Annotated in this window: 20 protein-coding genes and 1 pseudogene; 4 read left to right on the forward strand and 17 right to left on the reverse strand. The window is 70.7% G+C overall.

Going from position 1 to position 21,906, the window contains the following annotated elements:
* Positions 1-65: 65 nt before the first annotated feature.
* The 3 genes and pseudogenes from FCH28_RS25795 to FCH28_RS25805 all read right to left on the reverse strand — a co-directional run bounded on the left by FCH28_RS25795 (position 66) and on the right by FCH28_RS25805 (position 4,672).
* On the reverse strand, positions 66-2,168 hold the full coding sequence (locus FCH28_RS25795; protein WP_136742523.1) for an APC family permease: 2,103 nt from the start codon (positions 2,166-2,168) through the stop codon (positions 66-68).
* Between the two features lie 331 nt (positions 2,169-2,499).
* Positions 2,500-2,646: pseudogene (locus tag FCH28_RS25800) on the reverse strand (PucR family transcriptional regulator); the annotation flags it as partial.
* A 43-nt stretch (positions 2,647-2,689) separates the two neighbouring features.
* Positions 2,690-4,672 carry an NAD-binding protein gene (locus FCH28_RS25805; protein ID WP_136742571.1) on the reverse strand — a complete coding sequence of 661 codons (1,983 nt, stop codon included), beginning with the start codon at positions 4,670-4,672 and terminating at the stop codon, positions 2,690-2,692.
* A 330-nt stretch (positions 4,673-5,002) separates the two neighbouring features.
* Here FCH28_RS25805 and FCH28_RS25810 point away from each other — a divergent pair, with 330 nt between their 5' ends.
* The gene (locus FCH28_RS25810) at positions 5,003-5,671 is read left to right on the forward strand and encodes a potassium channel family protein (RefSeq protein ID WP_136742524.1); all 669 of its coding nucleotides are present in this window, start codon (positions 5,003-5,005) and stop codon (positions 5,669-5,671) included.
* Positions 5,668-6,345, forward strand: a complete 678-nt coding sequence (locus FCH28_RS25815; protein ID WP_136742525.1) for a potassium channel family protein — start codon at positions 5,668-5,670, stop codon at positions 6,343-6,345. Before FCH28_RS25810 ends, FCH28_RS25815 begins: the two co-directional genes overlap by 4 nt.
* Before the next feature lie 133 nt (positions 6,346-6,478).
* On the opposite strand, the gene FCH28_RS25820 is transcribed toward FCH28_RS25815, so the two are convergent.
* The 4 genes from FCH28_RS25820 to FCH28_RS25835 all read right to left on the reverse strand — a co-directional run bounded on the left by FCH28_RS25820 (position 6,479) and on the right by FCH28_RS25835 (position 11,190).
* Positions 6,479-7,336: a DUF3159 domain-containing protein gene (locus tag FCH28_RS25820; protein WP_136742526.1), complete on the reverse strand. Its 858-nt coding sequence runs from the start codon at positions 7,334-7,336 to the stop codon at positions 6,479-6,481.
* Positions 7,337-7,339: 3 nt separating this feature from the next.
* Positions 7,340-7,738 carry an OB-fold nucleic acid binding domain-containing protein gene (locus FCH28_RS25825; RefSeq protein ID WP_136742527.1) on the reverse strand — a complete coding sequence of 133 codons (399 nt, stop codon included), beginning with the start codon at positions 7,736-7,738 and terminating at the stop codon, positions 7,340-7,342.
* A gap of 124 nt (positions 7,739-7,862) precedes the next feature.
* Complete coding sequence (locus FCH28_RS25830; protein ID WP_136742528.1) at positions 7,863-8,546, reverse strand: response regulator; 684 nt, start codon at positions 8,544-8,546, stop codon at positions 7,863-7,865.
* Between the two features lie 79 nt (positions 8,547-8,625).
* A complete protein-coding gene (locus FCH28_RS25835; RefSeq protein ID WP_136742529.1) occupies positions 8,626-11,190 on the reverse strand; it encodes a sensor histidine kinase in 2,565 nt (854 codons plus the stop codon).
* A 175-nt stretch (positions 11,191-11,365) separates the two neighbouring features.
* On the opposite strand from FCH28_RS25835, the gene FCH28_RS25840 reads away from it, so the two are divergent.
* Positions 11,366-11,914 (forward strand): GNAT family N-acetyltransferase, encoded by a 549-nt coding sequence (locus FCH28_RS25840; protein WP_425471998.1) that lies wholly within the window; start codon positions 11,366-11,368, stop codon positions 11,912-11,914.
* 88 nt (positions 11,915-12,002) lie between these two features.
* Here the strand turns inward: FCH28_RS25840 and kdpC are convergent, their stop codons facing one another.
* The 7 genes from kdpC to FCH28_RS25875 form a co-directional block, all read right to left on the reverse strand.
* Complete coding sequence (gene kdpC, locus FCH28_RS25845; RefSeq protein WP_136742531.1) at positions 12,003-12,683, reverse strand: potassium-transporting ATPase subunit KdpC; 681 nt, start codon at positions 12,681-12,683, stop codon at positions 12,003-12,005.
* 9 nt (positions 12,684-12,692) lie between these two features.
* Positions 12,693-14,819 (reverse strand): potassium-transporting ATPase subunit KdpB, encoded by a 2,127-nt coding sequence (gene kdpB / locus FCH28_RS25850; protein ID WP_425471994.1) that lies wholly within the window; start codon positions 14,817-14,819, stop codon positions 12,693-12,695.
* Between the two features lie 32 nt (positions 14,820-14,851).
* Positions 14,852-16,552 (reverse strand): potassium-transporting ATPase subunit KdpA, encoded by a 1,701-nt coding sequence (kdpA, locus tag FCH28_RS25855; protein ID WP_136742533.1) that lies wholly within the window; start codon positions 16,550-16,552, stop codon positions 14,852-14,854.
* Positions 16,553-16,559: 7 nt separating this feature from the next.
* Positions 16,560-16,649, reverse strand: coding sequence for a K(+)-transporting ATPase subunit F (gene kdpF, locus FCH28_RS25860; RefSeq protein WP_136742534.1), 90 nt, complete (start codon positions 16,647-16,649; stop codon positions 16,560-16,562).
* 325 nt (positions 16,650-16,974) lie between these two features.
* Positions 16,975-17,733, reverse strand: a complete 759-nt coding sequence (locus tag FCH28_RS25865; RefSeq protein ID WP_136742535.1) for a DUF3710 domain-containing protein — start codon at positions 17,731-17,733, stop codon at positions 16,975-16,977.
* A gap of 1 nt (position 17,734) precedes the next feature.
* Positions 17,735-18,256, reverse strand: a complete 522-nt coding sequence (gene dut, locus FCH28_RS25870; RefSeq protein ID WP_136742536.1) for a dUTP diphosphatase — start codon at positions 18,254-18,256, stop codon at positions 17,735-17,737.
* Positions 18,253-18,864, reverse strand: a complete 612-nt coding sequence (locus tag FCH28_RS25875) for a PaaI family thioesterase (RefSeq protein WP_169314251.1) — start codon at positions 18,862-18,864, stop codon at positions 18,253-18,255. Before FCH28_RS25875 ends, dut begins: the two co-directional genes overlap by 4 nt.
* A 58-nt stretch (positions 18,865-18,922) precedes the next feature.
* Here FCH28_RS25875 and FCH28_RS25880 point away from each other — a divergent pair, with 58 nt between their 5' ends.
* Positions 18,923-19,366, forward strand: coding sequence for a DUF3093 domain-containing protein (locus FCH28_RS25880; protein WP_136742537.1), 444 nt, complete (start codon positions 18,923-18,925; stop codon positions 19,364-19,366).
* 23 nt (positions 19,367-19,389) lie between these two features.
* Here the strand turns inward: FCH28_RS25880 and FCH28_RS25885 are convergent, their stop codons facing one another.
* The 3 genes from FCH28_RS25885 to FCH28_RS25895 all read right to left on the reverse strand — a co-directional run.
* A complete protein-coding gene (locus FCH28_RS25885) occupies positions 19,390-20,286 on the reverse strand; it encodes a hypothetical protein (RefSeq protein ID WP_425471995.1) in 897 nt (298 codons plus the stop codon).
* Between the two features lie 14 nt (positions 20,287-20,300).
* Positions 20,301-20,603 carry a DUF4193 domain-containing protein gene (locus tag FCH28_RS25890; protein ID WP_003982531.1) on the reverse strand — a complete coding sequence of 101 codons (303 nt, stop codon included), beginning with the start codon at positions 20,601-20,603 and terminating at the stop codon, positions 20,301-20,303.
* A 526-nt stretch (positions 20,604-21,129) separates the two neighbouring features.
* Positions 21,130-21,906: HAMP domain-containing sensor histidine kinase (locus FCH28_RS25895; RefSeq protein ID WP_136742539.1), on the reverse strand; the 777-nt coding region annotated here is incomplete at its 5' end.

Below are 21,906 nucleotides of genomic sequence, written 5' to 3' on the forward strand. Positions count from 1 at the left end.
AGGCCAGCCGTCAATTCTACGTGGCGTTGTGCGATGCCCCTGCCCGCCGGCCCGGGGACCGGCGGTCACCGCTCGGTGGCCGGCGTCTTCTCCTGTTTGTCCTTCTGGGCGGCCCTGTCCTTCTGAGTGGTCTTGTCCTTCTTCGGCTGGGCGGCGACCGGCCCCCGCCGCACCGCGCCCGGTGCGTTCCACTCGGCGCGCTTGCGGGCCCGCTTCTTGGCGGCTTCGGAGGAGTCGAGCTGCCAGGGCACGGAGGTGACCATGACGCCGGGGGTGAAGAGGAGGCGGCCCTTGAGGCGCAGCGCCGACTGGTTGTGCAGCAGGTGCTCGTACCAGTGGCCGACGACGTATTCCGGGATGTAGACGGAGACGGCGTCGCGCGGGCTCTGCCGGCGCAGCGACTTGACGTGGTCGATGATCGGCCGGGTGATCTCGCGGTAGGGGGAGGCGAGGACCTTGAGGGGGACCTCGATGCCGCGGCGTTCCCACTCCTCGCGCAGCGCCCTGGTGTCGGCCTGGTCGACGTCGACGCTGACCGCTTCGAGAGTGTCCGAGCGCATCAGCTTGGCGTAGTTCAGGGCGCGCAGGGTGGGCTTGTGGACCTTGGAGACCAGGACGAGGGAGTGCACCCGGGAGGGGCGTACGACGTCGTCGTCGGGGGTGTCGTCGGCGGCGATCTCGTCGGAGACCCGGTCGTAGTGGCGGCGGATCGCGGTCATCGTGACGAAGAAGATGACCATGCCGAGCAGCGCCACCCACGCGCCGTGGGTGAACTTCGTCAGCAGCACGACGGCGAGGACGAGGCCGGTGAAGGTGGCGCCGAAGGCGTTGATGGCGCGCGAGCTCTGCATCCGGCGGCGCTTGGCCGGGTCCTTCTCGGTCAGCAGGTGGCGGTTCCAGTGGCGGACCATGCCGATCTGGCTGAGCGTGAAGGAGACGAAGACGCCGACGATGTAGAGCTGGATGAGGCGGGTGGAGTCGGCGCCGTAGATATAGGTGAGGACGGCGGCGGCGCCGGCCAGCAGCACGATGCCGTTGGAGAAGGCCAGGCGGTCGCCGCGGGTGTGCAGCTGGCGCGGCAGATAGCGGTCCTGGGCGAGGATCGAGCCGAGCAGCGGGAAGCCGTTGTACGCGGTGTTGGCGGCCAGGAAGAGGACCAGCGCGGTGGCGGCGGCCAGCACGACGAAGAGGAACGAGCCGCTGCCGAAGACCGCGGCGGCGACCTGGGAGATGACCGGGTCCTGGGTGAAGCCGGCGCCGACCGGTGTGCCGTTCCTCAGCAGGTCCTTGGCCGGGCTCTCCGCCATGTGCACGTTGGTGGCCATGGCCAGGGCGATGATGCCGCAGAACATGGTGACGGCCAGGCCGCCCATGAGCGCCAGCGTCGTGGCGGCGTTCTTGGACTTGGGCTTGCGGAAGGCCGGGACGCCGTTGGAGATCGCCTCGACGCCGGTGAGCGCGGCACACCCGGAGGAGAACGCGCGCAGCAGGAGGAAGACCAGCGCGAAGCCGGCCAGGCCGCCCTGTTCGGCGTGGATGGTGAGGTCGGCGGTGGGGGCCTTCATGGTGTCGCCCATCACCAGGCCGCGGATCGCGCCCCACGCGATCATGATGAAGACACCGGCCACGAAGACGTACGTGGGGATCGCGAAGAGCTTGCCGGATTCCCTGACCCCGCGCAGGTTCATCAGCGTCAGCAGGACGATGACAGCGACCGCGCAGAGGGTCTTGTGCTCGACGACGAAGGGGATCGCGGAGCCCAGGTTCTCGATGCCGGAGGAGATGGAGACCGCGACGGTCAGCACATAGTCGACGAGCAGGGCGCTGGCGACGGTGAGGCCTGCCCGCGGGCCGAGATTCGTGGTGGCGACCTCGTAGTCGCCGCCGCCGCTCGGGTAGGCGTGCACGTTCTGCCGGTACGACGCCACGACGGTGAACATCAGCACCACGACCGCGACCGCGATCCAGGGGCTGAATGTGTATGCCGACACCCCCGCAACGGAGAGCACGAGCAGTACCTCACCCGGCGCGTAGGCCACGGAGGACAGCGGGTCGGACGCGAAGACGGGGAGGGCAATGCGCTTGGGAAGGAGCGTCTCCCCCAGCTTGTCGCTGCGCAGTGCGCGCCCGATCAGGATCCGTTTGGGCACGTCGGTCAGTTTGGACACGGAGAGGATGCTAAGCCTTTGTCAACGCTCACGCCCACCCACCACCCGCATGGCGGTCACGCGGAGGTCCGGTGCGGCCCGGCGTGCCTGGTCAGAACGGCACCGGGCACCGCGCCTGCACACGATCCGCACCTCCCGCCCACGCCGCGCGCCGACCGCGCGCGCCCATGGCACCGCATCGGCGGGCAGCCGTGGGCGGCGGCGGCCGGCAGCGTGCGGCCGGGTCGATCGTGACAGCACCACCGGGGCGGGCACATTGCCGGAATCCGGCAACCTTTATGCGTTCCTGATGATCTGCTGACGCGGTACGGAGACCGCACGGCGGCCCCGGCTACAACGGCTTTTCCGGCCACCCCAGCAGCCGGGCGCCCATAACCGCCGTCTCCAGCGTGAAGCGCTGCAGCGCGTCGGCCGGGTCGTAGCCGGTCAGGAAGGCGATCCGGTCCAGCCGGCAGGAGAGGGTGCGCACGCTCACCCCCCACCCTTCCCTGGTTGCCAGGTCCCTGACATCCAGGCCGTGATCAATCCTGCCGGACGGCGGTCGCGCGCGGCCGCCGGGCCAGCAGGTCGCCCAGGCCCTGGCGGGTGGCGGCCAGCAGGACGCGGTCCTGCGGCCGCAGGACATATCCGTCGCCCAGCTCGTGCACCAGGTGGGCCGGACCGCGTGCGGTGTCCTGGTGTGGCGCGCCGGCGGTGTCCGGCGAGCCCGCCGGATCGGGGTCGTCGGGCGCCGAGGTGTCGACGGCCAGCACCCGCAGCCGCCCCGGCCGCAGCACCTCGGCCACCGTACGGCCCTCCAGGACGGCATGGCCGCGCACCTCGACGCGGGCGAGCAGCAGCACCCGCCGCTCCACGGGGATGGCCCCCAGGATCTGACGGCCCATCATCGCGCCGGCGAAGGCGGGCGCGGACAGGAAGGAGACGCTGCGGCTTCGGGTCAGCGCCCGCGGGTGCGCGGCGCGCAGCGTGCGGTAGACGGCGGTGGCGAACCGGTCGTCGAACAGCCGCAGCGTCACCCGCAGCCGCGGCTTGAGCGACCTGGCGTAGAGAGCGGCCTCCAGGTTCGTGGTGTCGTCGCTGGTCAAGGCGAGCAATGTCTGCGCACGGTCGACCTTCGCAGCCTCCAGCACGCCTTCCTGGGTGACGTCCCCCAGAACGGTCGGCACCCGCAACCGGCGGGCCAGCGCGATACCGCGCGCCTCCGGATCGCCCTCGATGCACACCACGGGGATGCCCAGCTCATGCAGCCGGGTCAGCACCCGGGTACCGACCTTCCCGAGCCCGAGCAGCACCACATGCCCGGACAGACCGCGCGGCGGACGGCGCAGCGCCGAGGCACTGCGGAACGTGCCGAGCCCCTCGAACGCCGCCGCGACCAGCACCGGCAGCAGCAACAGCCCGATCAGTCCGGACAGCAGCTGGAGGATCTTGCGGGGCAGTGGCTCGCCGAGCGCCGGATCGTTGATGGCGAAGAGGTCCAGGAGCGAGAGATACGCGGCGTGCAGCGGGGTCTCGTCGGGGGTGGTGAGCCAGGAGGCCACGGCCACCGCCAGCACCGCACCGACGACACCGGCCAGCGACCAGCGCAGCCGCCGGGAGAACAGCGAGGTGAGGGGTGCGCCCCGGCCGCGCAGCCCGCCGGGGCGCACCGTCCGGCCGGTGTACGAGACGGTTTCCAGGACGACGGTGCCGCAGCCGGCGGCGGCCGCGACCGTGTCGTCGTCCGGCAGCAGCACAGGCCCGTCATCGCTGCCGCCGCCCGTCGAACTCGGCGCGTCCGCCGGGTCGTTGGCGGAGGCGGAGAGCACCGCGAGGGTGCACAGACCGGGTCCGGCGGGCCGGCCCGGAGGCACCGGCGCACGCTCGACCGCCCGCAGCATCAGCCCGTCCGCCTCGATCACCTTGCTGGTCCCGGCGACCGCGGTGGCGGCGAGCGCGGGGGCCACGGTGTCCGCGTCGGACAGCACGGTGGTGGAGGCGTCGACGCTCGCGCCGTCGGCCTCCCGGGCGTCGACCGTCGCGGCCTGGTCGAGCAACTCCTCCAGATGCTGGCCGAGTTTGCGGTTGTAGAGGCGGATGACCAGGCGCAGCCGGGGGTTGAGGCGGCGGACGCGCAGCGCGGCGTGGATATTGGTCTCGTCGTCGTCATAGACGAGCGCCAGCGCGCCCGCGTCGGCGATACCGGCCTCGGTTAAGGCTCGGTCGTCGGCTTCGGCCGCCTCCACGATCCGAATGGCCTCCTCGGGCGGCAGGTCCTCGTCATCGGCCGCCTCGGACGGCGTCGGGGAGGGGGGCGGGGCGGGTGTCAGCGAAGTACGGGCCATCGCCGCCGACATCCGCCCCAGCAGCGCCGTCGCCCGGCCGAGGGCGCGCGCCGGCGGGGGAATGCGCGGCCGGTGCGGCTCGCGGGCGGAGGGCACCACGAGGGTCACCCGTTCGCGGTAGACGTCCTGGAGTTCGACGGCGAGCCGGTGCGCGAGCGCATCGTCGCCGCAGACCACCATATGCGGGGCGAGGGAGCCCTGTTGGGGCTGCTGAGGCAGGTTGGGCACACCTCGTAGCGTGCCTCATACGGTGCGCCGAAGCGCGGCCGGGCGCGGGATCCGATGCGGGCGCGGTGCCCGACCGCTTCACAACGGCGCCGACCGCGGCCCCTCCAGGGCACGTCATTACGGCTACGGTTGTACCGGACCACGGTGCGCCCGGCGCTCGCGTTGCCGTACCGGGTCCGTGTCGCGAGCAGTGGCTTCGTGTCGCCGGTACTCGGAGAAGAAAGTAGTGAGCAGGGTGTTTGTGCAGGTCAGCGCGCTAGTCCAAGGCACGGGGTAATCAGCATGCACATCGTCATCATGGGGTGCGGCCGGGTGGGCTCAGCGCTCGCGCAGACCCTGGAGAGCCAGGGGCACACCATCGCGGTGGTCGACCAGGACCCGACCGCGTTCCGCCGCCTGGGCTCGTCCTTCGGCGGCCGCCGGGTGACCGGCGTCGGCTTCGACCAGGACACGCTCCGCGAGGCCGGCATCGAGGAGGCGGGCGCCTTCGCCGCCGTCTCCAGCGGTGACAACTCCAACATCATCGCGGCCCGGGTGGCCCGCGAGATGTTCGGTGTCGAGAACGTCGCGGCCCGGATCTACGACCCGCGCCGCGCCGAGGTCTACCAGCGGCTGGGCATCCCCACGGTCGCCACCGTCCGCTGGACGGCCGACCAGATGCTGCGCCGGCTGCTGCCCTCGGGCGCCGAGCCGCTGTGGCGGGACCCGAGTGGCGGCGTCCAGCTCGCCGAGGTGCACACCTCCGCTGCCTGGGTCGGCCACAAGATCAGCAAGCTGCAGGACGAGACCGGCGTACGGGTCGCCTTCCTCACCCGGCTGGGCGAGGCGATGCTGCCGACCTCGCAGACCGTGCTGCAGGAGGGCGATCTGGTGCACGTGATGATGCGCAGCGACGAGGTCGAGAAGGTCGAAGCGGCATTCGCCGGGGGACCTGAGGAGGCGCACGCATGAGGGTCGCAATCGCGGGCGCGGGCGCGGTGGGCCGTTCCATCGCCGGTGAGCTGTTGGAGAACGGCCACGAGATCCTGCTCATCGACAAGGCGCCGACCGCCATCTCGGTCGAGCGGGTGCCGCTGGCGGAGTGGCTGCTGGCCGACGCCTGCGAGATCACCTCGCTGGACGAGGCGGCGCTGCAGCGCTGCAACGTCGTCATCGCGGCGACCGGCGACGACAAGGTCAACCTCGTCGTCTCGCTGCTCGCCAAGACCGAGTACGGCGTGCCGCGGGTGGTTGCCCGGGTCAACAACCCGAAGAACGAGTGGCTGTTCAACGAGTCGTGGGGCGTCGATGTCGCGGTCTCCACGCCGCGTCTGATGTCGGCCCTGGTCGAGGAGGCGGTGAGCGTCGGCGACCTGGTGCGGCTGCTGCGCTTCAGCCACGGCGACGCCAACCTCGTCGAGCTCACGCTGCCCCCGGAGGCGGCCCTGGCGGGCACCCGGGTCGGCGATGTGGAGTGGCCCGAGGACACCTCCCTGGTCACGATCATCCGCGGTACGCGGGTGCTCACGCCCAACAAGGAGGACGCGCTGGAGGCGGGCGACGAGCTGCTGTTCGTCGCGGCCCAGTCGCGCGAGGAGCAGCTGGAGGACCTGCTGTCGGTGCGCCGGGAGGACACGGCGGACTGAGCGGACCGGCCGCCGCGGCGTACGGACGTACGCGAGGGCCCCTGGGACCGGTGCGGTCCCAGGGGCCCTGTCGTGTGCGGGTCGTGCGCGGAGTGCCGGGCGGTGGCCGGTGCCCGGTGGCGCCGGGTTCCTCTCAGCGGCGGTGGCGCGGGCCCTCCGGCCGCTCGGCGATCGCGTCGGGCGTGATGTCGCGGGACAGATCGTCCGCGACCCGGCCCAGGATCTCGCGCTCCTGCTCCCGCTGCTTCTTCGCCTCCTCCTCGGCCTTCTCCTGCGCCTCCATCTCCGCGAAGACATCGATGGGCGGCGGCGCCTTCGTCAGGAAGACCCAGGTCAGATAGACCGCGAGCAGGAACGGCGGGATCTTCAGGGCGATCAGCACCCAGCCGAGGTGGGTGGTGTCCGCCCACCAGTACAGCGGGAAGAGGATCGCGCACTTGGCGAGCAGGATCAGGCCCCAGGCCCAGCTGGCCTTGGCGTACGCCTTCTTGCGGCCCGGGTTGCGGGTGCGCCAGGAGAGGTTCTCCTTGAACACCGGGCCCAGGATCAGGCCGATCAGCGGCACGCCCGCCAGCGTCGTGACGAAGTAGGCGAGCGACAGCCCCAGGGTGTAGAGCATGCCCGGCAGATAGAAGTCCTTGGCATTGCCGGTCATCATCGCGAAGACCACGCCGAAGGCCACACCGAAGACGCCCCCGAAGGCGTGCTTCACGGTGTCCCTGCGCACCAGGCGGACGGCCGCCAGCACCAGCGAGACGGCCAGCGCGGCGATCGCCGAGATGTGCAGGTCCTTGTTGACCGTGAAGATCGCGACGAACAGCAGGCCGGGGAGAACGGTCTCCACCATGCCGCGAACGCCGCCGAACGCCTCGAACAGGGCGGCCTCTGTGACCTGCCTGCCGTCGGCGTCCTGGCCCGCGCCGGGGGTGGGCGCGGCAGCCTTCGAAAGGTCTGCGGAAGTGTCAGTGGTCGGTCGGTCGTGAGACGTCACCGGCTACTCCTGTCCGAGCGGTCGCAGTTCGTACTTCGGGTTGAAGAGCACCCGGCGTCCGTGGCTCATGGAGACCCGGCCCGAGGCGATGAGCTTACGGCCCGGCTCTATCCCCACGATGGAGCGACGTCCCAGCCACACCACATCGAGGGCGGCGGAGCCGTCGTACAGCTCCGCCTCCAGCGCGGGCACACCGGCGCGCGGCCGCAGCGTCACATGCCGCAGGGTGCCGGTGACCTTCACTATCTGGCGGTCGTCGCAGTCGCAGATGCGGGTGCACCCCGTATCGTGCGCGTCCTGCTGCAGCTCGGCGGACTGCAGCTCCTCCTCGGAGGAGGACAGTCGGTCGAGCAGCCGGCGGAAGCGACCGGCAGGCTTCCCGGATCGGGTCCCAGCACTCATAGCGCCAGCGTACCGGTGCGCCCCGCGGAGATCACTGCTCGAACCGGCAGCCCGCCCCGGGCCCCGCGATACCGCACACCCCGGAGGCAACCCCCGGACCCCCGGCCGGCCCCCCACCACCACCTCACTGCTCGAACCGGTAGCCCATCCCCGGCTCCGTGATGAAGTGCCGCGGATGTGAGGGATCGGACTCCAGCTTGCGGCGGAGCTGGGCCATGTAGACCCGCAGATAGTTGGTCTCGGTGCCGTACGACGGGCCCCAGACCTCCTGGAGCAGCTGCTTCTGGCTGACCAGGCGGCCCGCGTTGCGTACGAGGACCTCCAGCAGGTGCCACTCGGTGGGGGTCAGCCGGATGTCGCGGCCGCCGCGGTTCACCTTCTTCGCGGCGAGGTCGACGGTGAAGCCGTCGGTCTCCACGACGACCTCGTCGTCGGCCGGTCCGGTCGGCTCGGCCCGGCGCACCGCCGCCCGCAGCCGGGCCAGCAGCTCGTCCATCCCGAACGGCTTGGTGACGTAGTCGTCCGCGCCCGCGTCCAGCGCCTCGACCTTCTCGTCGGAGGTCTGGCGCGCGGACAGCACCAGGATCGGCACCCTCGTCCAGCCCCGCAGCCCCCTGATCACCTCGACCCCGTCCATGTCGGGCAGGCCGAGGTCCAGGACGATGACGTCGGGGTGGCGGGCGGCGGCGAGCTTGAGCGCGGTGGCCCCGTCGGGGGCGGCGTCCACCTCGTACTTGCGCGCCTTCAGGTTGATCACGAGGGCGCGTACGATCTGCGGCTCGTCATCGACCACAAGCACCCGGTTCACTGGCGTTCTCCTCGTGGTGTCGGTTCCCGCCGGGCCAGGCCCGCGGGACGTCTGGTGAGAGTGGTCGGGGTGGCCCGGCTCATGTGGTGGCCTGGGCCGGGAGGTCGGGCCTGACCGGTGGCCGGCCCGCGACGGCCCGCAGGGTGAGGACCATCGTCATCCCGCCGCCGGGCGTGTCCTCGGCGGCAAGCGTGCCGCCCATCGCCTCCGCGAAGCCGCGGGCGACGGCGAGGCCGAGCCCCACACCGGCGCCGCGCGGGGCGTCACCGTAGCGCTGGAAGGGCTCGAAGATCCGGTTCTTGGCGCTGTCCGGCACGCCGGGGCCGCGGTCCACGATCCGCAGCTCCACCCGGTCGCCGAGCGCGCTGGCCGCGACCAGCACCGCCTCGCCGTCCGGGCTGTACTTCACGGCGTTCTCGACGAGATTGGCGACCGAACGTTCCAGCAGCCCCGGGTCGACGGCGACGATCGGCAGTTCCTCGGGGATGTCGAGCGTGACGCTGCCCTCCGGTACGCCGCCGAGCGCCATCGGGACCACTTCGTCGAGGTCGATGTCGCGGATCAGCGGGGTGACCGTGCCGGTCTGCAGCCGGGACATGTCCAGCAGATTGCCGACCAGGTGGTCCAGCCGGTCCGCGCCCGCCTCGATGCCGGCCAGCAGCTCCGCCTCGTCCTCCTGGGACCAGGCGACGTCGTCGGAGCGCAGGGAGGTGACGGACGCCTTGATGCTCGCGAGCGGGGTGCGCAGATCGTGGCTGACCGCGGCCAGCAGAGCCGTTCTGATCCGGTTGCCCTCGGCCAGCTCCCGGGCCCGCTCCGCCTCGCCCACCAGCCGCTGCCGGTCCAGGACGACGGCGGCCTGGGCGGCGAACGCGGCCAGCACCCGGCGGTCCTCGGCGGGCAGCACCCGGCCGGTCAGGGCCAGCGCCATGTGGTCGCCGACCGGCATGTCGACATCCGCGTCCTCGGGGCGGAGCAGCGGCCTGCTGCCGTCGGTATCGCCGGCCCGGCCCGCGCAGGTCCACGGGTCGACGTCGCTGCCGCGCTCCAGCAGGGCGACGGTGTCCATCGCGAAGGTCTCCCTGACCCGCTCCAGCAGGGCGTCCAGGGTCGTCTCGCCGCGCAGCACGCTGCCCGCCAGGAAGGAGAGGATCTCCGACTCGGCGCGCAGCCTGGCGGCCTGATGGGTGCGCCGGGCGGCGAGATCCACCACGGAGGCCACGGACACCGCCACCGCGAAGAAGATCACGATGGCGACGATGTTCTTGGGGTCGCTGACGGTGAGCGTATGAGTGGGTGGCGTGAAGTAGAAGTTCAGCAGCAGCGAACCGACGGCCGCGGAGGCCAGCGCCGGCAGCCGTCCGCCTAGCAGCGCCGCGACGACGGTCAGGAAGAGGAACAGCAGGACGTCGTTGGCCAGCCCGGGGCCGCTGCTGAGGCTGGTGAGCAGCAGCGTGAGCAGGACCGGCCCGACCACGCCGGTGAGCCAGCCGGCGATGTTCCGGGTCCTGCCCAGGCGCGCGCCCCGCGGTACCGGCAGTCCCCGGCCCTTGGCGACCTCGTCGTGGGTGACGATGTGCACGTCGAGGTCGGGCCCGGAGTCGCGGGCGACGGTGGCGCCCACGCCCGGCCCGAAGACGTACTGCCAGGCCTTGCGGCGGCTGGAGCCCAGCACGATCTGGGTGGCGTTCACCCCGCGCGCGAACTCCAGCAGTGCGCTCGGTATGTCATCGCCTATGACGTGGTGGAACGTGCCGCCCAGGTCTTCGACCAGCGTGCGCTGGACGGCGAGCTCCTTGGGCGAGGCGGAGGTCAGCCCGTCGCTGCGGGCTATGTAGACGGCGAGCACCTCGCTGCCCGAGCCCTTGGCGGCCATACGGGAGGCGCGGCGGATGAGGGTGCGTCCCTCGGGGCCGCCGGTGAGGCCGACGACGATGCGTTCACGGCCGGCCCAGATGGTCGAGACGCTGTGTTCGGTGCGGTACTGCTGGAGGTATTCGTCGACCCGGTCGGCGACCCACAGCAGCGCCAGCTCGCGCAGCGCGGTGAGGTTGCCGGGGCGGAAGTAGTTGGACAGCGCGGCGTCCACCCGGTCGGGCCGATAGATGTTGCCGTGTGCCATACGGCGACGGAGTGCCTGAGGCGACATGTCGACAAGCTCGATCTGGTCGGCGCGCCGGACGATTTCGTCCGGAACCGTCTCCCGCTGCCGGACCCCCGTTATCGACTCGACGACATCCCCGAGCGATTCGAGATGCTGGATGTTGACCGTCGAGATCACATCGATCCCGGCCTCCAGCAGCTCCTCGATGTCCTGCCAGCGCTTCTCGTTGCGCGAACCGGGGACGTTGGTGTGCGCCAGCTCGTCGACCAGCGCGACGGCCGGCTTGCGTTCCAGGGCCGCGTCCACGTCCATTTCGGTGAACACGGTGCCGCGGTGGTCCAGCTCCCGGCGCTGGATCTGCTCCAGGCCGTGCAGCATGACCTCGGTGCGGGGCCTGCCGTGGTGCTCGACGAATGCCACGACGACGTCCGTGCCCCGCTCCAGCCGCCGGTGCGCCTCGGACAGCATGGAGTACGTCTTGCCGACGCCCGGTGCCGCGCCGAGATAGATGCGGAGTTTTCCACGATTTCCGCGTGCCATGGCCTCATTGTCTTACGTGACAGCCGCCCCCACCGGGCTGGCCTGTTTCGACCCTACAGACCCCACAGGCGGACAAAAGGCCCAGGTAGCGGCTTGGCGCCGGGTCTTGACGCGACTCTGATACGGGTCCGCTCCCCCGCCGCGAACCGACCGCGAGGATCCCCGTATGACCGAAATGAACGGCGGGACGGACGTACACGTCACCGTCGCCCACAGCGCCGATCTGGACACCGCCACTCTGACCGCGGCCCGCGCGCTGCTGTACGACGTCTTCGACGACATGACCGAAGACGACTGGGAGCACGCGCTCGGCGGTATGCACGCGCTGGTCCATGAGAACGGGCAGCTGATCGGGCACGCGTCCGTGGTGCAGCGGCGGCTGCTGCACGGCGGCCGGGCGCTGCGCTGCGGTTATGTGGAGGGCGTGGGAGTCCGCGCGGACCGGCGCGGCCGCGGTCATGGCGCGGCCCTGATGGACGCTCTGGAGCGGGTGGTGCGCGGCGGCTACGACCTGGGCGCGCTGGGCGCCTCCGACACGGCCGCGGCGTTCTACGCGGCGCGCGGCTGGCGGCTGTGGCGGGGCCGCGCCTGGGCGCTGACCCCGGCCGGCATCCGGCGCACCGAGGACGAGGACGGCTTCCTCTACGTCCTGCCGTCGGCCGCGGTCCCCCTCGATCTCGACGCGGACCTCACCTGCGACTGGCGCGACGGCGACGTCTGGTGACGGGGCGGCGGGTCCGCCGGGGTGTGCACGCGAAGACGGGCGGCCCCCGGGGAACGTTCTCCCCGGGGGCCGCCCGCTGCGCGGCGGGTCAGCCCCCGCCGTGCCGCTGCGCCAGATCCTTGAGCGCGATGTTCAGCTCCAGGACGTTCACCCGCGGTTCGCCCATGAAGCCCAGGACGCGGCCGTCGGTGTGCTCCTTCACCAGGGCCGCCACCTTCGTCGCGTCGAGGTGGTTCTCCTTGGCGACGCGGGCGGCCTGCAGCTCCGCGTACTCCGGGGAGATGTGCGGGTCGAGGCCGGAGCCGGACGAGGTCACGGCGTCCGCCGGGACCTTCGACTCCGGGACGCCGTACGTCTCGGCGACCCACTTCCTGCGCTCGTGCACCGCGTCGACCAGGTCGGTGTTGCTCGCGCCCAGGTTGGAGGCTCCCGAGACCTGGAGGTCGTAGCGGGTGTTGACGCCGTTGTCCTTGTTGCTGCCCAGGCCGGCCGACGGGCGCGACTGGAAGTACCGCAGGTCCGGGATCGGATCGCCCTTCTTGTCCGTGCCCTTGTCGTAGCGCTGGCCGATCAGCGACGAGCCGACCACCTTGCCGTCGGAGCTCACCTCGGACCCGTTGGCCTTGGCGGGGAAGGCGGCCTGCGCCACTCCGGTGACCACCAGGGGGTAGATCACCCCGCAGACCACGGTCAGGACGAGCAGGGCGCGCAGCCCCGCCGCCAGCAACCGGGCGCTGTTGCGTACGGAGTTGTTCACGGTCTTCACCATGTCTCTAAATCAATGCAGCCCGGGGATGAGGGAGATGAGCAGGTCGATGAGTTTGATGCCGATGAACGGGGCGATCAGGCCGCCGAGTCCGTAGACGGCCAGGTTCCGCCGCAGCATCTTGTCGGCGCTCACCGGCCGGTACTGCACGCCCTTCAGGGCCAGCGGCACCAGCGCGATGATGATCAGCGCGTTGAAGATGATCGCGGACAGGATCGCGGAGTTGGGGCTGGACAGCCGCATGATGTTGAGGGTGTCCAGGCCCGGGTAGGCCACCGCGAACATCGCCGGGATGATCGCGAAGTACTTGGCGACGTCGTTGGCGATCGAGAAGGTGGTCAGCGCACCCCGGGTGATCAGCAGCTGCTTGCCGATCTCCACGATCTCGATGAGCTTGGTCGGGTTGGAGTCCAGGTCCACCATGTTCCCGGCCTCCTTGGCGGCCGAGGTACCGGTGTTCATGGCCACGCCCACGTCCGCCTGGGCCAGCGCGGGCGCGTCGTTGGTGCCGTCGCCGGTCATCGCGACCAGCTTGCCGCCGGCCTGCTCCCGCTTGATGAGCGCCATCTTGTCCTCGGGTGTGGCCTCCGCGAGGAAGTCGTCCACGCCCGCCTCGTCGGCGATGGCCTTGGCCGTCAGCGGGTTGTCACCCGTGATCATGACGGTCTTGATGCCCATCTTCCGCAGTTCGACGAACCGTTCGCGCATGCCCTCCTTGACGACGTCCTTGAGGTGGATGACACCCAGGACGCGCGGACCGCGCTCGTCCTCCAGGGCGACCAGCAGCGGGGTGCCGCCGGCCTGCGAGATCGCGTCGGTGAGCTGCTGGGCGTCCTCGGCGACCTCGCCGCCGCGCTCCTCGACCCAGGCGATGACCGAACCGGTCGCGCCCTTGCGCACCTTGCGGTGGGCACCGTCGTCGGTGACGTCCACTCCCGACATCCGGGTCTGGGCGGTGAACGGCACCCACTCGGCGTCCACCAGCTCGCCCTGGTGACGCTCGCGCAGCCCGTACTTCTCCTTGGCGAGCACGACGATGGAGCGGCCCTCGGGCGTCTCGTCGGCCAGCGAGGACAGCTGAGCCGCGTCGGCGACCTCGGCCTCGGTGGTGCCGCGTACCGGCACGAACTCGGCGGCCTGGCGGTTGCCGAGGGTGATGGTGCCGGTCTTGTCGAGCAGCAATGTCGATACATCGCCTGCGGCTTCGACGGCCCGCCCGGACATCGCCAGCACATTGCGCTGCACGAGCCGGTCCATGCCGGCGATGCCGATGGCCGACAGCAGGGCGCCGATCGTCGTCGGGATCAGACAGACCAGCAGCGCGAGCAGCACGATCATGGGCTGCTCGGCCCCCGCGTAGACCGCGAACGGCTGCAGGGTGACGACCGCGAGCAGGAAGACGACGGTGAGGGACGCGAGAAGGATGTTCAGCGCGATCTCGTTGGGCGTCTTCTGGCGGGCGGCGCCCTCCACCAGGTTGATCATGCGGTCGATGAAGGTCTCGCCCGGCTTCGTCGTGATCTTGATGACGATGCGGTCGGACAGCACCTTCGTACCGCCGGTGACGGCGGAACGGTCGCCACCCGACTCCCGGATCACCGGCGCCGACTCACCCGTGATTGCCGATTCATCGACAGAGGCGACACCTTCGACGACATCGCCGTCACCGGGGATGATGTCGCCGGCCTCGCACACGACCAGGTCGCCGATGCGCAGCTCGGTACCGGGGACCTGCTCCTCGGTCTTGCCGTCCTCGGACAGCCGGCGCGCGACCGTGTCCGTCTTGGCCTTGCGCAGGGTGTCGGCCTGCGCCTTGCCGCGGCCCTCGGCGACCGCCTCCGCGAGGTTGGCGAAGATGACGGTCAGCCAGAGCCAGGCGGCGATCGCCCAGCCGAACCAGTCCGTCGGGGACTTGACGGCGAAGATCGTGGTCAGCACCGAGCCGACCTCGACCACGAACATCACCGGGGATTTGGCCATCACCCGGGGGTCGAGCTTGCGTATCGCGTCCGGGAAGGACTTGACCAGCTGCTTGGGATCGAAGAGACCGCCGCCCACCCGGCCGTCACCGGCCTGGTGCCCGCTGGGGACGTCCTGGTGCGGAGCACGGGTCGGAGTAGCGGTCGAGCTGGAGGCCATGGAGCCCGGCTCCTCTGGTTTCACGGGGGCGGTCATGACAGGCCCTCCGCCAGCGGCCCGAGGGCCAGCGCCGGGAAGTAGGTCAGACCGGTGATGATCAGGATCGTGCCGACGAGCAGCCCGGCGAAGAGCGGCTTCTCGGTACGCAGGGTGCCCGCGGTCTCCGGGACCGGTTTCTGCTCGGCCAGCGAACCGGCCAGCGCGAGCACGAACACCATCGGCAGGAAGCGGCCGAGCAGGATGCACAGACCGATCGTGGTGTTGTACCAGGGAGTGTTGGCGTTGAGTCCGGCGAACGCGGAACCGTTGTTGTTGGCGCCGGAGGTGAAGGCGTACAGCACCTCGGAGAAGCCGTGCGAACCCGCGCCCAGCGCCTTGGTGTTGAGCATGGAACCCAGGGCGTCCGGCATCACCATCGAGGCGGCGGAGAAGCCGAGCACCAGCGTCGGGGTGATGAGGATGTAGCACGCGGCGAGCTTGATCTCGCGGGTGCCGATCTTCTTGCCCAGGTACTCGGGCGTACGGCCGACCATCAGGCCGGCGATGAACACCGCGATGATCGCCATCACGAGCATGCCGTACAGGCCGGATCCGACGCCGCCCGGTGCGATCTCACCCAGCATCATGCCCAGCAGCTGGATCCCGCCGCCGAAGGCCGTGAAGGACGAGTGGAACGAGTCCACCGCGCCCGTCGAGGTGAGGGTGGTGGCGACGGAGAAGATCGCGGACGAGCCGACTCCGAAGCGGGTCTCCTTGCCCTCCATCGCCGCGCCGGCCGCCTGGAGCGCCGGGCCGCCGTGGGCGAACTCGGTCCACATCATCAGCAGCGTGAAGCCGAGCCAGATGACGCCCATCGTGGCCAGGATCGCGTAGCCCTGCTTCACATTCCCGACGATCTTGCCGAAGGTGCGGGTCAGCGAGAACGGGATCACCAGGATCAGGAAGATCTCGAAGAGGTTGGTGAAGGCGTCGGGGTTCTCGAAGGGGTGGGCCGAGTTGGCGTTGGCGATGCCGCCGCCGTTGGTGCCGAGCTCCTTGATGACCTCCTGCGAGGCGTACGCGCCACCGCCGGTCTGCTGCGTACCGCCCATGAACTGACCGACCTCGTGGATGCCGGAGAAGTTCTGGATCGCGCCGCAGGCGACCAGGACGAGGGCACCGAGGACGGAAATCGGGATGAGCACCCGCACGGTGCCGCGCACCAGGTCCGCCCAGAAGTTGCCGAGGTCTCCGGTGTGCCCGCCGGCCTGCCGGCTATGGACACTGCGGGCGAAGCCCCGTACGAGCGCGATGGCGACGGCCATGCCGGTGGCGGCGGAGACGAAGTTCTGCACCGCGAGGCCGGCGGTCTGCACGACGTGGCCCATGGCCTGTTCGCCGCTGTAGGACTGCCAGTTGGTGTTGCCGACGAACGACGCCGCGGTGTTGAACGCCTGGTCCGGGCTGATCGACGCGAAGCCGAAGGACAGCGGCAGGCCGCCCTGGACGCGCTGCAGCAGGTACAGGAAGAGGACGCCCGCGACGGAGAACGCGAGGACGCTGCGCAGATAGGCGGGCCACCGCATCTGGGCGTCCGCATTGGCGCCGATGCAGCGGTAGACGACCTTCTCGACACGGAGGTGCTTCGGGGAGCTGTAGACGGCGGCCATGTAGTCGCCGAGGGGACGGTACGCCAGGGCAAGCGCGGCGATCAGCGCTGTCAGCTGGAGCACGCCCGCGAGAACGGGGCTCATACGGCTCTCAGAACCTCTCCGGGAAGACGAGGGCGAGGACCAGGTAGCCGAGCAGACCGATGGCCACGATGAGGCCGACGATGTTTTCCACGGTCACAGCTTCGTCACCCCCTTGGCGACGAGAGCCACCAACGCGAAGACCGCGATCGTGACGACGACGAAGGCCACGTCGGCCATCGTGTGCTCCTAGGTGATGGGGAGGATGGGACCCCTAGAGCAAACCGTCCCTCCGACCGGTTACGGAGGCCGTTGACGCCTCCCTTACGGCCATTAGCGCTTCGTTGACGGAACCCATACGGCTCGGGCTCTGACCTGCGCAAACGCCGGAGGGCCGGACCCCTCAAGGGGAGTCCGGCCCTCCGTGACCCTCGTTATCGAGCCGCCGCCCGGCGCGTTTCCCGCCGCCGGGCCCGCGGCATGTGTCAGCGGATCTCGGTGATCTCCGGCCCGCGCTCCAGGCGCTCCACGCCACCGCCGAAGCGGGACCCCTCGGCCGGCTCCTGCTGCACGCCGTCCGGCACCATCTGGGCGTCGTCCGGCAGCTTCAGGACGATCGGGTCGCGCGGCGCCATCGGGGCGTCACCGCGGATGATGACGGTGTCCCGGAAGATGTGCTCCAGCACCCCGGCGGCCTGCGGCTGCACCGCACCCTGACCGGAGATCACACCGCGCAGGAACCAGCGCGGGCCGTCGATACCGACGAACCGCACGACCTGCACGCCGTTCGTCCCGTCCGGCAGCTGTACCGGTACCTGGGCGCGCAGCTCCCAGCCCAACGGGCCCTCGACCTCGTCGATGACGCCGCCCTGCTGGGTGATGCCGGAGGCGATCTCCTCGCGGACCTCGCCCCAGATCCCCTCGTTACGGGGGGCCGCGAAGGCCTGCAGCTGCACGGCACTGTCCTGCAGCACCACGGTCGCGGCGACGATCGCGTCACCGGCGACCTCCACCCGCAGCTCCATGCCCTCGACACCGGGCACGAACAGACCGCCCAGGTCCACCCGGCCCTCGCCCGGCTCCTTGACCTCCGACGCGTCCCAGGGACCGTCGGGCCGCGGCGCCGGCGGGAGGATGACCCGCTCGCCGGGCTCGGCACTCTCGTCCGAAGTCGCGTCCTCGGCGAGCTCCGTCACCTCTGCCGACTCTTCAGGAGCCTCGTTCTTCTTGCGACGTCCGAACACGTCACTGTCCTTCCCGGTCGGCACCGACCGATGCGTATCCATTCCCGCCCGTGGAGCCGCCCACCGCCGCATGACCGCCGGTGGAACCGAATCCCCCCTCGGCCCGCGCCGAGCCGGGAAGTTCCGCCACCTCGTGGAAGCGCACCTTCTCGACCTGCTGGACGACCAACTGGGCGACCCGGTCGAACCTCTCGAACCGCACGCTCTCGCGCGGATCCAGATTGACCACGATCACCTTGATTTCCCCACGGTACCCGGCATCCACCGTCCCCGGGGCATTCACCAGCGCCAGTCCGCAGCGGGCCGCCAGACCCGACCGCGGGTGCACAAATGCGGCATAGCCGTCCGGCAGCGCGATCGACACACCCGTGGGGAGCACCGCGCGCTCCCCCGGTGCGAGCACCGCGGCCTCGGTGGTCACCAGGTCCACGCCCGCGTCGCCCGGATGCCCGTACGCCGGGACGGGCACCTCCGGGTCCAGCCGCCGCAGCAGCACATCCACCGGGTTCCGAAGCTGACTCACGGGTTCACCTCAAAGGCACGCGCACGCTTGACCTGGTCCGGGTCGGACATCGCCGCCTGGATCTCCTCGGTCCTTCCGTTCTCGATGAAGTGGTCGACCTTCACCTCGATGAAGACGGCCTCCGCGCGCACCGCGACCGGGCCGTCCGGGCCGCCTATCCGCCCGACGGCCGTCGAGTAGATCTTCCGCCCGTGCACCGCGGTCACCCGCGCGTCCAGATGCAGCACCGTGCCCAGCGGCACCGGCCGTACGAAGTCGGTCTCCAGCCGGCCGGTCACCGCGATCACCCGCAGCAGCCAGTTCAGCGAGCCGAGCGTCTCGTCCAGCGCGGTCGCCAGCACCCCGCCGTGCGCCAGGCCGGGCGCGCCCTGGTGGGCCTCCTTGACGGTGAACTCGGCGAGCACGCTCACACCGTCGCCGGCCCGCGCCTCCAGGTGCAGACCGTGCGGCTGTCCCGTGCCGCAGCCGAAGCACCGCTCGTAGTGCGCACCGAGGAGTTCTCCGGGCGCCGGCGCGTCGGGGTGCCGGACCGGAGCGGTGGCGCCCTCGGGTGGGGTCAGCCGCGACAGGCCCGTCTGCCCGGTCGTCGTTCTGTCAGTTCCACTCACGAGTGCAGACCCTACCCGCGCGCGTAACGGGCCCGCGCCGCCGTGCCAAGCTGGAGCCATGCAGTCGTACGAAGAACGCCTCACCGTGCCCCGCTCCTGGTGGGTGATCGCCGGTCTGATCGGCGTCTCCTGCGCCCTGATGCTGCTCCCCCTGGGGACGCTCCCGATGCTCGGCGGACTGATCGGCGGCGCGGCGCTGGCGGCGGTGGCGGTGAGCTCGTACGGCTCGGTGCGGATCCGGGTGGTGGGCGGCGCGCTGGTCGCCGGCGACGCGAAGATCCCGGTGGCGGTGCTGGGCGAGGCGCGGGCGCTGGACGCCGAGGAGGCGCTGGCGTGGCGTACGCACAAGGCCGACGCCCGCGCGTTCCTGCTGCTGCGCAGCTACATTCCGACCGCGGTGCGGGTGGAGATCGACGACCCGTCGGACCCGACGCCGTACGCGTACCTCTCGACGCGTGAACCGGAGCGGCTGGTGGCGGCCCTGACGGCCGTACGCGCCTGACGGGCGGCGCGGGAGGGGCGGCGTCAGTGGCGCGCCCGTGACCGGCCCGTGCCGGCCCATTTGCCCACCGGGAGGGCCTCGTGCGAGGCGCCGGGAAGGGCGTCCCACGGAACCTGACGGTCGCGCAGGTCCCTGCGGATCTTCTCCGCGACCTTTCGGGTGTCCCGTCGGTTCATGAGGGCGCCGACCGTGGCGCCGATCAGGAACGGTACGAGGTTGGGGAGGTTGCGGAGCGTGCGCCGCATGATCCGCTGGCGCAGTCGGCGCCTCATCTGCCCGCCGAGCGCGGCGTCCAGCGAGGCCGGTGCGGTGACCTCGATGCCCCGCTCCTCGGTCCAGGCCGTCAGATAGACCATGGCGCGCTGCGTGAGGCTGCCCGGGGGCCGCAGGCCGTAGACCTCGTGCAGCTCCGCGATCAGCTTGATCTCGACCGAGGCGACGCCGGCCACCTCGGCGGCCAGCTCGGCCGGCATGGCAGGCGGTACGGGCAGCATCGCGGCCGCGCCCACGCCCGCTCCGACCGTGGCGGTGCCCCTGCAGGCACCGGCGACCAGTTTGTCGGCCAGTTCCTCGGGGGTCAGGCCGGGGAACTGCGCGCGCAGCGTGGCCAGGTCGCGGACCGGGATCCGCGGGGCGGTCTCGATGATCCGGTCGGCGATCACGGCCAGCGTCCCCCGAAACCTCGCCCGGGAGATGCCGCCGGCCCGCGCGCCGACATGGGCCGCCCTTCTCGCGCCGCGCCCGACAGCTGCCGCGAGCGAGGCCGTGCGGCCCCGCTCCTGCACTGCGTCGGTGGTCCGCTCCGCGGGGAGGGCGGCCGGGTCGGCGGGCACGGACGCGTTTTCCTCGCGTGATCGTGCGCCGGCCGCCGGACCTCGCTCGCCCTTGTGGCCCTTACGGAACGGGTGCGCGCCTGCCACGGCGTCGACGGGCCTCAGGCCGCGCAGTCGCGGCAGATCGGCTGACCGTTCTTGTCCTCCGCGGCCAGCTGGCTGCGGTGGTGGACCAGGAAGCAGCTCATGCAGGTGAACTCGTCCTGCTGCTTGGGCAGGACGCGGACCGCGAGCTCCTCGTTCGAGAGGTCGGCGCCAGGGAGTTCCAGGCCCTCGGCCTGCTCGAACTCATCGACGTCGACGGCCGAGGCGGACTTGTCGTTCCGCCGCGACTTCAGCTCCTCGATGCTGTCCTCGTTGAGGTCGTCATCGGTCTTGCGTGGGGTGTCGTAATCCGTAGCCATTTTCGCTCTCCCCCTCTGGGTGTCTGCGGTGTCTCAGCGCAGGTAACGCGTGAGAGGCCGGACTTGTGCCCGACCTGAGGCGGAGATTTTGCCTCACATCAAGGTCTGTTACTCAATCGACACCCAACCGGCCCCCTGAAGAGGTGATCGGTTTGGATGGCGATCAGGACCGTACACGGTCCGAATGTCGCACCTCGCGCAGCCCATCACGTGTACTTCCCGTGATCAGGGCCCCGGGAAACCAGGATTTTCCCGGCTTTCCACCGGGCGTTTTGATCACGGAGCGTAGATGGCCGGAAATTCGCGTCTGTGAGGGATCACACACGATCAGGGCGGCCGGAGGGCCGGCCGAATTCCGCGCAAAGCGAACTCGGCGAAGGATCCCCGGCGACCCACCGTTTCGTCAAACCGGGAGGCGAGACGGTGTGCCGCCGCCCGACGGGCGAGTGCACGCACAGATGTCCTATGAGTGCCCGGAGGGGCGCGCGGCGCGTTCACCGGGCCGCGCGACCCCCTTCCGTCCACGTCAGAGCGGCAGCACGACCCGCACCACCAGGCCGCCGCCTTCGCGGGGCTCGGCGGTGATGGTGCCGTCGTGTGCGCGCACCACGGACCGCACGATGGACAGGCCGAGGCCGACGCCCTTGTCGCTGCCGGTGCGCTCGGTGCGCAGCCGCCGGAAGGGCTCGAAGAGGTTCTCGATCTCGTAGGCCGGGACCATCGGTCCGGTGTTGGAGACCACCAGTACCGCGCAGCCCGGTTGTGCCTCGGTGGAGACCTCGACCCAGCCTTCCTCGGGGATGTTGTAGCGCACCGCGTTCTGGACGAGGTTCAGTGCGATGCGCTCCAGCAGTACGCCGTTGCCCTGGGCGAAGACCTGCTGGCGGACCCCTCGGAACTCCACATCCTTGGTGTGCGCCTCCCCGCGGGTCTGCTCGACGGCCTGGGCGGCGACCTCCGAGAGATCGACCGGCTTCTTGTCCACGACCTTGTTCTCACTGCGGGCGAGCAGCAGCAGGCCCTCCACCAGCTGCTCGCTGCGCTCGTTGGTCGCCAGCAGCGTCTTGCCGAGCTGCGTCAGCTCGGGGGAGGCGTCCGGGTCGGCGAGCTGGACCTCCAGCAGCGTGCGGTTGATCGCCAACGGGGTGCGCAGCTCGTGCGAGGCATTGGAGACAAAGCGACGTTGTGACTCGAAGGCCCGGTCGAGACGGTCCAGCATCTCGTCGAAGGTGTCCGCGAGCTCCTTGAGCTCGTCGTCCGGGCCGCCCAGCTCGATCCGCCGGTGCAGATCCGAGCCGGCCAC

It is taken from the genome of Streptomyces piniterrae (assembly GCF_005048155.1).
Classification (GTDB): Bacteria; Actinomycetota; Actinomycetes; order Streptomycetales; family Streptomycetaceae; genus Streptomyces; species Streptomyces piniterrae.